We start from the raw sequence: 5,395 nt of genomic DNA on the forward strand, positions 1-5,395 counted from the left end.
CGTCCAGGCCGCCGCTCGTCCTCCCGCCGGTCGCGCGCGCGACCGTCCCATTCTGCCGTCCGCTGAGGGCGGTCTCCGGGCCGCAGCACAAGGCGCCTCTAGAATCGGCCCATGCCCGACGCCCCCGTCCCCTCTCCCGCCCCCGGCTGGTACCCGCATCCGGCCGACATCGGCTCGGAGCTCTACTGGGACGGCGCAGCCTGGACCGACCGCTCGCGACCGGCCGGAGGAGCGGCGCCCGTCTCCGGCGCCTTCGAGAACGCGTCCCAGCAGGAGCTGTACGCCTACCCCTCCGCGCCCTCCTCCGCAGCCGGCCGCAATCCGATGGCGGTGGCGAGCCTGGTGCTCGGCATCATCGGCCTCCTGATCAACCCCCTGCTGATCCCCTCGATCCTCGCGATCGTCTTCGCGGTCCGTGGCCGCGCCGCCGCGCCGATGGTGGGGTCAGGGCGCGGACTCGCCACCGCGGGCCTGGTCATCGGCATCCTCGGCGGCGTCTCGGGCGCCGTCAGCGCCCTGCTCAATCTCTCCGCGCTCTCCGGCTGATCCCGGTGCGCGCCACAGCCAGCACTCCTCCCGCGACTCGCACGACGGCGTACAGGAGCGCGCCCTGGCTCTTCGTCGTCGCCGTCGCGCTGGTCGCCCTGGTGCTCCGCGGGCCGATCGTCGCGGTCGCGCCGGTGATCGACGCCCTCCGCGGAGACCTCGCGCTCTCGTCCGGTCAGGCCGGGGTGCTCACGAGCATCCCGGTGCTCTGCTTCGCCCTGGCGACTCCCCTCGCTCTGCTGGTGATCCGTCGCGCCGGCCCCGACGCTGCGGTGACGGCGACGGTCCTCGGGGTCGCGCTGGGCACGATCGTCCGCTCGTCCGGCGGGATCGTCGCGGTCGTCGTGGGAACCGTTCTCATCGGAGTGTTCATCACGATCGGCAACGTCGTGCTCCCTGTCGTGATCCGCCGCGATGTCGCGGCCGAGCGCGTCGACATGACCACGGGCGTCTACACGGCTGCCCTCAACGTCGGATCCACGATCACCTCGCTCGGGACCGCCCCGCTCGCGCTCGCCCTCGGCTGGCGTGGTGCGCTGCTGATCTGGCTCGCGCTGAACGCCCTAGCCCTGCTCGGCTGGCTGCTCGCCGTCGGTCCGCGGGCTGCGCTGCGCCCGGCTCCGCGCCCGTTACCCGCGGAGGGGGAGGCAGCCGCGCCCGCACCGCGCATCTGGCGCAGCGCGACCGTCCTGGCGCTGGCGCTGTGCTTCTCGAGCCAGGCCTTCTCGTACTACGGGGTGACCGCCTGGCTCCCCTCACTCCTGGTCGACCGCAACGGGTTCTCGATCGCGGCGGCGGGAGCGAGCTCGTCGGTCTTCCAGCTCGCCGCGGTCGCCGGCGCGCTCGGCGTGCCGATCCTGGTGCGCCGCCTCGGCCCCCTCGGCAGCATCCTCCTCGTCGGCGCGCTCTGGTGCACGGTGCCGCTGGGGCTTCTGCTGGCGCCCCAGCTCTGGGCACTGTGGTGCGTGCTGGGCGGGACGGCCCAGGGCGGCGGGTTCACCGTCGTGTTCGTGCTCGTCGTGCGGCTCTCGCGCTCGGATGCGCACGCGTCGCGGCTCTCGGCGACTGTGCAGGGCATCGGCTACGCCGTCGCTGCGACCTCGCCGACGGTGCTCGGGTTCGCCCATGACGTCAGCGGCGGGTGGGAGGCACCGCTGCTGACCGTGCTCGCCGCCACCTCCTCCTTCCTCGTCTTCGGCTCCCTCGCCGCCGTCCGGCAGGCCCGTCGCGGCTGAGACCGGTCGACCGCGGCCCGCCCCGTCGTCAAGGGGGCGGCACGGGTGCTCCGGCACCCCGTAGCGTGTCGGCATGGCCGAGCAGAGCACGACCCGCGAGAAGACCTCACCCGATCCCGACGACGCCCGCAAGCCGGACGCGCTGACTGACATCACCAAGCGCTCCTGGTTCTACGTGCTGAAGAAGACCGCCCGCGAGTTCGGCGCCGACCAGTGCACCGACCTCGCGGCGGCGCTGACCTACTACGCCGTTCTCGCCCTGTTCCCCGCGCTCCTCGCGATCGTTTCGGTGCTCGGACTGTTCGGGCAGGCCCAGGCCACCACCGATCTGGTCCTCGATCTCGTGGGGAACCTCGCCTCGACCCAGGTCGTGGACCTGCTGCGCGACCCGATCCAGGCGCTCACGAGCTCCTCGGCCGCGGGGCTCGCCTTCGTGACCGGTGTGGTCGGCGCGATCTGGTCGGCCTCCGGCTACGTCGGCGCATTCGGCCGGGCGATGAACCGCGTCTACCAGATCGACGAGGGCCGTCCGTTCTGGAAGCTCCGTCCCACGATGCTCGCCGTCACTGTCGTCACCGTCGTCCTGATCGTCGTCGCCGCCCTGATCCTGGTGCTCAGCGGGCCGGTCGCCACGGCGGTGGGCGATGTGGTCGGACTCGGCCCGGCCGCGCTGACCGTCTGGAACATCGCGAAGTGGCCGGTGCTCGTGGTCCTCGCCGTCCTGATCGTCGCGATCCTCTACTACTGGGCGCCGAACATCCGGCAGCCGAGGTTCCGCTGGGTGAGCGTGGGCTCAATCCTCGCCCTGGTGATCTGGCTGATCGCCTCGACCGGCTTCGCCTTCTACGTCGCCAACTTCTCGAACTACAACAAGACCTACGGCTCGCTCGGGGCCGTGATCGTGTTCCTCCTCTGGATCTGGATCACCAACATCGCCCTGCTCTTCGGCGCCGAATTCGACGCCGAACTCGAGCGCGGTCGGCAGCTCCAGGCGGGTATCGAGGCCGAGGAGACCATCCAGCTGCCGCCCCGCGACACGGCAGCCAGCGACAAGAAGGCGGCCGCGCACGAGAAGGACGTCCGCGACGGTCGCTGGCTGCGTCTCGCGAGCGAGAACCGCACCGACGAGAGCGCGGCGGAGGCGCAGAACGGCGCGGATCCGAAGGACGACGGGGCCCCGCAGCGCTGACGCCGCCCGGCCCGGCCCCTCGTGCCGAGCCCGAGGACGCGGCGATCCGCATCCTCGAATCTGAGAGGATTCTCGTCCTTCTTTCGGTGACAGCCGGGTCCTCCCGGGGAGGCGCCCCTACTCTGTCGGGCGTGCCGGAGCAGCCGCGCGGCGCGAACCGGTGACGAGGGGGAGCCTCCGTGACGCAGAGCGAGACCGACCAGACCGGGGCCTCGCAGCCCGACTTCTCGAGGGAGCAGGAGGGCTACCGCCCCGCACTCAAGCCCCGCCAGCTCCAGATGATCGCCATCGGCGGGGCCATCGGCACAGGTCTGTTCCTCGGCGCCGGCGGCCGGCTCGCCTCGGCCGGTCCGTCGCTGGTGATCGTCTACGCCGTCTGCGGCGTCTTCGCCTATCTGATCCTGCGTGCGCTCGGCGAGCTCGTGCTGCACCGTCCGAGCTCCGGCTCGTTCATCTCGTACGCCCGCGAATTCCTCGGCGAGAAGGCGGCCTTCGTCGCCGGCTGGATGTACTTCCTGAACTGGGCGATGACCGCGATCGCCGACGTCACGGCCGTGGCGCTCTACGTGAAGTACTGGTCGCTGTTCTCCTCCGTGCCGCAGTGGCTCCTGGCCCTCATCGCGCTGATCGTGGTGCTCTCGCTCAACCTCGTCTCGGTGAAGGTCTTCGGCGAGCTGGAGTTCTGGTTCGCGCTGATCAAGGTCACCGCGCTCGTGGTGTTCCTCGTGATCGGCGTCGTCGTGCTGGCCGCGGGCTGGCCCCTGCAGTCCGGAGGCGTCGCGGTCGACCCCGGCATCAGCCTGTGGGACGACAACGGCGGGATCCTCCCGGGCGGCCTCATCGCGACCGTGCTCGTCGTGCAGGGCGTCGTCTTCGCCTACTCCGGTGTCGAGCTCGTGGGTACCGCCGCCGGCGAGACTGCCGAGCCGGCCACGGTCATCCCGCGCGCGATCAACTCCGTGATCCTGCGCATCGCGGTGTTCTACGTCGGCTCGGTGCTGCTGCTGACGCTGCTGCTGCCCTTCACGGCCTACTCGAAGGATCAGAGCCCCTTCGTCACGTTCTTCACCGCGCTCGGCGACGGCTCCTCCGGCGAGATCGCCGGCTCGATCATGAACTTCGTCGTGCTGACCGCCGCGCTCTCGAGCATCAACGCCGGCCTCTACTCCACTGGCCGCATCCTGCGCTCCATGGCCCTCAACGGGTCCGCACCGGCCTTCACCGGCAGGATGAACGCCCAGGGCGTGCCGTTCGGCGGGATCCTGCTCACCGCGAGCATCACCCTGATCGGCATCGTGCTCAACCTCTTCGTGCCGGCGGAGGCGTTCGAGATCGTCCTCAATGTCTCGGCGCTGGGCATCGTCACGGGCTGGGGGATGATCGTGCTCTGCCAGATGCAGTTGCAGCGCTGGGCCGCGGAGGGGCGCCTGCAGCGCCCCTCCTTCCGGATGCCGGGAGCACCGGTGACCTCGTGGGTCACGCTGGCCTTCCTGGTCCTCGTCGTCGTGCTGATCGCGGTCGACTTCCCGACCGGCACCTGGACGGTCGGCATCGTCGCGGTGGTCGGCGTCCCCGCCCTCGTCATCGGCTGGTACATCGCGAAGCCGCGCATCCTGGCGATCGCCGCCGCCCGAGACGGCTTCACGGGTGCGCACCCCGTCATCGCCGCCCGGCCCGCCTCCGAGGCGAAGCGCGACGAGAACGAGCGCCGGCACGAGTAGCCGGACGGGGTCGGACCCTCAGCGTCGCCGGAGGTAGCGCAGGAGGAGCGTGTCGCCCGCGGCGAGGACGTGCGCGAGGCGTTGCGGGCGTGCCTCCGGGATCCCGCCGCGGGCGAGCCGACCCGACTCCCCCGCTTCGAGCGACGGACTGACGGTGAGACAGAGCTCGTCGACCGCATCCTCCGCGAGGAGGGCGCCGAGCAGAGAGGGACCACCCTCGCAGTGGATCCGGCTCAGGCCGCGCTCGGCGAGGCGCCGGCGCATCAGGCCCGGATCGAGCGACTCCTCGCCGCAGACGAGGATGTCGGCCACCTCGGCGAGTTCTGCCCTGCGGTGCGCCGGGGAGGAGCCGGTCGTGACCACGACGGGACGCACCGGCGCCTCCGTGAAGATCGGCGAGGCGGGATCAAGGCCGAGCGAGCCCGAGACGATGGCGAAGACGGGATGCGGCGGCATCCTCGAGCGGCCGCGCGCGGCCGCAGCCGTGTCACCGAGCACCATCGGGCCGTAGCCCTCGGTCCGCACCGTCCCGGCCGCGACGAGGACGACGTCGGCGAGCCGGCGGAGGAGGTCGAAGACGCGCAGGTCGGCAGCACCCCCGAGGTCGCCCGAGACGCCCGCACGGGTGACCGCTCCGTCGACGCTCGCGACGAAGTTGACCCGCAGCCACTCCTCGGCCGCGCCCTGGGCGTAGAGCGCCAGCA

Annotated in this window: 5 protein-coding genes; 4 read left to right on the plus strand and 1 reads right to left on the minus strand. The window is 71.5% G+C overall.

The genetic code is table 11. The features are described from left to right. The first annotated feature begins 111 nt into the window (after window positions 1-111). The 4 genes from ACH61_RS13745 (at window position 112) to ACH61_RS13760 (ending at window position 4,691) form a co-directional block, all read left to right on the plus strand. Window positions 112-546, plus strand: a complete 435-nt coding sequence (locus ACH61_RS13745) for a DUF2510 domain-containing protein (protein WP_068213020.1) — start codon at window positions 112-114, stop codon at window positions 544-546. 5 nt (window positions 547-551) lie between these two features. After that, the gene (locus tag ACH61_RS13750; RefSeq protein WP_068213022.1) at window positions 552-1,781 is read left to right on the plus strand and encodes an MFS transporter; all 1,230 of its coding nucleotides are present in this window, start codon (window positions 552-554) and stop codon (window positions 1,779-1,781) included. Between the two features lie 73 nt (window positions 1,782-1,854). Further along, window positions 1,855-2,970, plus strand: a complete 1,116-nt coding sequence (locus ACH61_RS13755) for a YihY/virulence factor BrkB family protein (RefSeq protein ID WP_068213024.1) — start codon at window positions 1,855-1,857, stop codon at window positions 2,968-2,970. Window positions 2,971-3,149: 179 nt separating this feature from the next. Then, window positions 3,150-4,691, plus strand: coding sequence for an amino acid permease (locus tag ACH61_RS13760; protein ID WP_068213027.1), 1,542 nt, complete (start codon window positions 3,150-3,152; stop codon window positions 4,689-4,691). A gap of 18 nt (window positions 4,692-4,709) precedes the next feature. Here ACH61_RS13760 and ACH61_RS13765 read toward each other — a convergent pair. Then, window positions 4,710-5,395: pyrimidine reductase family protein (locus ACH61_RS13765; protein WP_201787617.1), on the minus strand; the 686-nt coding region annotated here is incomplete at its 5' end.

It is taken from the genome of Rathayibacter tanaceti, assembly GCF_001634385.1.
Taxonomy (GTDB): Bacteria; Actinomycetota; Actinomycetes; order Actinomycetales; family Microbacteriaceae; genus Rathayibacter; species Rathayibacter tanaceti.